Consider the following 4,065-nt stretch of genomic DNA (forward strand, 5'->3'; position numbering starts at 1 on the left):
ATCGGCCGCTCCATCGTCGCCTTTCTGCCGCGCCGCAATCTGCTGCCGCTGATCAATCGCACGCTCGACGACTGGCAGGCGGCAGGGGCCGGCGATACGGTGGAAGCTGTCCTGGACGGGCTGAAGTCGGTGCGCAAGAAGGGCTACGCCGTGGCCCATGGCGAAGTGACGCCGGGCGTTGTCGGTTTCGCAGCGCCTATCTTCGATGCGGGCCAGAGCCCCATCGCCAGCTTTTCCGTAACGATCGCGCAAGATCAGGTCGGTGGCTCCGCTGTGGAGGAGATCGGCCGGGAAGTCTTGTTCGCAGCCGGTGAGATCACCGCCGCGCTCGCCTCGCATCGACATAGAATTTCAAGCCGATAATCTCATATTGCAAGAAAATGTGTTGACTTTCGGCGACCGTCTTCGCATTTTGCCGCGACGGAGCATGGCCGAGATCTCGACATCGCTCGGCTCGCGGATTTTTTGAACCCCTCGGGCACCGGACTTCCCTTAAGTTCGCGGTGCCGTAGCAGGGATAGACAGGAGGAGCATTCCATGAAGAAGATCGACGCTTTCAACCATATCTGGCCAAAGCCCTTTTTCGACAAGCTGATCGGCTATATCGGCACGATGACCGACGTCACCATGCGCTCGGGCGCGGTGCCGATGATGACCGATCTCGACCGTCGTTTCCAGGTGATGGACATGTTCGGCGGCGACTATCAGCAGGTCCTGTCGCTCGCTTCTCCGCCGCTTGAAAAGCTGGCCGGCCCCGAGCGCGCCTATGACCTCGGCCGGATCGGCAACGATTCCCAAAAGGAACTGTGCGACAAATATCCGGAACGCTTCCCGGCCTTCATCGCCACCGTGCCGATGGAAAACCAGGAATGGATGATGGCGGAAACCAAGCGGGTCGTCGAAGATCTCGGCGCCTGTGCGGTCCAGATCTTCACCAACTACAGCGGCAAGCCGCTCGACCTGCCGCAGTTCGAGCCCTTCTTCGAATATATGGCAAAGTCCGGCAAGCCGGTCTTCCTGCATCCGTCGCGCGGTGCCAACTTCCCGGACTACCTGACCGAAGACCGTTCGGAATACGAGATCTTCTGGACCTTCGGCTGGCCGTATGAAACTTCGGCGGCAATGGCGCGCCTCGTGTTCTCGCGCATCTTCGACAAATACAAGGGTCTCAAGGTCGTCACCCACCACGCCGGCGGCATGGTGCCCTTCTTCGAAGGCCGCGTCGGTGCCGGCTGGGACCAGATGGGCAAGCGCACGTCCGACCGCGACCTCTCGACCGTGCTGAAGGCGCTGGAGCGCCCGCATCTCGAATATTTCAAGGAATTTTATGCCGACACGGCGAGCTTCGGTTCGACCAAGGCAATCGAACACGCCATCGAATTTTTCGGTGAAGACCGGGTGCTTTTCGCGTCCGACGCGCCGTTCGATCCGGAAGGCGGCCCGATGTACATCCGCGAGACCATCAAGGTGCTCGACAACATGGACATCTCCGATGCCACCCGCCAGAAGATCTATGAGGGCAATGCCAAGAAGCTTCTCGGGCTGAAGTAAACGATCCGGTTTTCGGAATTATCGAACGCGCGGGTGGCAACACCCGCGCGTTTTTCATTTGGAAAGCCGGTCGATGTAACGCCTGGCGGAGCGGGCGACGATCGCCTGTCCGTCCTGGCGGACATTCTGGTGCGAAAAGGCGCCGTAGATGCGCTCGAACGGCCAGGGCGCCAGCCGCTCGGCGACATCGGCAACTTCAGCGGCGCTGAGCGGCAGCATGTTCGGATAACTCCACATGAAGGAGACATGGTCGGTGCCCGGCGTGACCTGGACGATATCGCCGGCGAGCAGCACGCCCTTGGCGTCCTCGCCCGTCCAATGCAGCACGGTGCCGCCGGCAAAATGTCCGCCGCCATGGACCAGCGTGACGGAAGAGGAGAGCACCAACGCGTCCTCGTCCCAGAGCCGGACGTAATCCGATGGGCGGCAGATCCATTCCTTGTCGGCGGCATGCAGATAGATCGGCGCGTCGAAGGCCGCGGCCCAGTCCTGCATGGTCGTGTAGTAGTGTGGATGGGAGATCGCGATGGCGCTGAGGCCGCCCAGAGCCTGAATGATCTCCCTCGTCGCCTCGTCCAGCAGCGCGATGCAATCCCACAGGATATTTCCCGCCTGTGTACGCAGCAGCAGGGCGCGCTGGTTGATGGCGAAGGCCGGAACGGTCTGGATCGCCATCAGATCCTGTTCGAGCTGAACCCAAGCATTTCGGTGCGTTCGAGCAAGCTTTTCCGTCGTCGTCCAGGCCTGGCCGGAAGGCGGTACATACTGCCGCTCGTCTGTGCAGATGGGGCAGGTTTCCGGCGCCTCTTCCGCGTCGCCGAAAGACGTGCCGCAGGCGCCACAGAGAAAAATCGACATCGAACCCTCCCTCAGGGACCTTCGGCAGGCCCTGTCATGAATTTGATAAGAAACGATATTCGGCGGGGAAAGTGAAGCCTTTGCTTCACTCGAGCGCCACCCATTCGGAATCGCTCATATTCTTCGGGAAGGATTCACCTTTTCCAAAGGCAGGCGCGATAGGGTTCGGCTTCAAGTTATTTCACGCCCGAGGATCGGATGACGGCCCCGAAGACGCCACGGCTGCTGAACCTGGATATCCTGCGCCTCGTCTCGGCGCTGATGGTGCTGACGTTCCATTATGGCTTTCGCATGCGGATTTCCGGCGAGGGTGGCGGTATCGGCTTTCCGGAACTCGCACCCTTTGCCATGTGGTTCGATGTTGGGCTGCTGATCTTCTTTGCCATTTCCGGCTATGTCATCACCATGTCGGCGGAAGGCCGCACGGCCTATGATTTTGCCGCCGGTCGTTTTGCCAGGCTCTGGCCGACCTTCATCGTCTGCGCGACGATTACCGCCGTCGTGCTCACCGTCTGGCATGTGCCGACCCTCGATCCGCCAACGGTCAGGCAATGGCTGGCGCATGCCGTCATCATCTCGCGCGGCCTCGGCCAACCGTTCCTTGATGGCGCCTACTGGACGATCGCCTACGAGATCATCTTCTACTTCTGGGTTTTCCTGCTCATCGCCACCGGCCTTTTCGAGCGCGGCTGGCGCGTTGTCGTACTGGCGTGGCTGGCGATTTCGATCGTCAACGAGGCCTTCATTGGCAGCGGCGCGATCCAGAAATTGCTGATCACCGAATATTCCGGCTATTTCGCATTCGGCCTGGCGCTCTACAAGGTGAGGCAGCAGGCGTCCCTTTCGAGCCTCTGCGTGTTCGCAGCCGCCGTCTGCTGGGCGATCGCCACACCCTTCCTGACCGAACCGGATTTCGTCGCAACATACGGGCTGAGCCGCAGCGTCGTCGGGCTTGCGCTCATCGGGCCGCTGGCGCTTGCAGCGGTTGCGGCCTGTGCCACGGCGCCGTCGCTGCGCATTTCTCCGGCATTGGCGATCGGGCTCGGCGGTCTCACCTACCCGCTTTACCTGCTGCACCAGAATATCGGTTACGCGGTGTTTGCCCGTTTCGGCACGGATCAGAACCGCTGGCTCGTAGCCCTCGTGCTGGTTGCTGCCCTGCTCTTCGTCGCCTGGGTGATCGCAAGGACCATCGAACCGGCGGCGCGGCGGGCGATCATCCGCGCTGCTGGTCATCTTCGCGACGGTCTCGGCCGCCTGAGACAGCGGACCGCCTGATCCCGGATTGACGATCCTATTTTACCCGGATAAATCTGCATCTCAATACAGAGGAAGCAGATGGCGGATTTTCATTGGACAGCATTTCTGGGTGAAAAACGCATTGCGGGCGGATCACCAGCGGAAGTCGTAACGGCGATCAAGGCCGGTGGCCATGAAAGCGTTCTGGTCTTCGACGATGCGACCGGAAAGCCGGTCGATCTCGATCTGCGTGGTACTCTCGAAGATTGTCTCGGTCGCCTTCCCAAGGATCATGCGGAGCCTGTCGAGCCGGTGGAGCGGCGGCCCGGCCGGCCGAAGCTTGGCGTGGTGCCACGCGAGGTGACACTGCTGCCGCGGCATTGGGAGTGGCTTGGCCAGCAGCCGGGCGGCGCCTCG

Annotated in this window: 5 protein-coding genes; 4 read left to right on the plus strand and 1 reads right to left on the minus strand. The window is 61.3% G+C overall.

What is annotated here, in order from left to right; translation table 11 throughout:
* Both MOV61_RS28835 and MOV61_RS28840 read left to right on the plus strand, forming a co-directional pair.
* On the plus strand, positions 1 to 363 hold a 363-nt coding region (locus tag MOV61_RS28835; RefSeq protein ID WP_309493875.1), incomplete at its 5' end, for an IclR family transcriptional regulator C-terminal domain-containing protein.
* A gap of 174 nt (positions 364 to 537) precedes the next feature.
* Positions 538 to 1,551: an amidohydrolase family protein gene (locus MOV61_RS28840; RefSeq protein ID WP_038546876.1), complete on the plus strand. Its 1,014-nt coding sequence runs from the start codon at positions 538 to 540 to the stop codon at positions 1,549 to 1,551.
* Positions 1,552 to 1,605: 54 nt separating this feature from the next.
* On the opposite strand, the gene MOV61_RS28845 is transcribed toward MOV61_RS28840, so the two are convergent.
* On the minus strand, positions 1,606 to 2,409 hold the full coding sequence (locus tag MOV61_RS28845; RefSeq protein WP_247139039.1) for an MBL fold metallo-hydrolase: 804 nt from the start codon (positions 2,407 to 2,409) through the stop codon (positions 1,606 to 1,608).
* A gap of 198 nt (positions 2,410 to 2,607) precedes the next feature.
* Between MOV61_RS28845 and MOV61_RS28850 the strand changes: the two genes are divergently transcribed.
* On the plus strand, positions 2,608 to 3,687 hold the full coding sequence (locus MOV61_RS28850) for an acyltransferase (protein WP_247139040.1): 1,080 nt from the start codon (positions 2,608 to 2,610) through the stop codon (positions 3,685 to 3,687).
* A 60-nt stretch (positions 3,688 to 3,747) separates the two neighbouring features.
* Positions 3,748 to 4,065, plus strand: a 318-nt coding sequence (locus MOV61_RS28855; RefSeq protein WP_247139041.1) for a DUF2239 family protein, incomplete at its 3' end; no start/stop codon positions are given.

This window comes from Neorhizobium sp. BETTINA12A (assembly GCF_023006485.1).
Lineage (GTDB): Bacteria > Pseudomonadota > Alphaproteobacteria > Rhizobiales > Rhizobiaceae > Neorhizobium.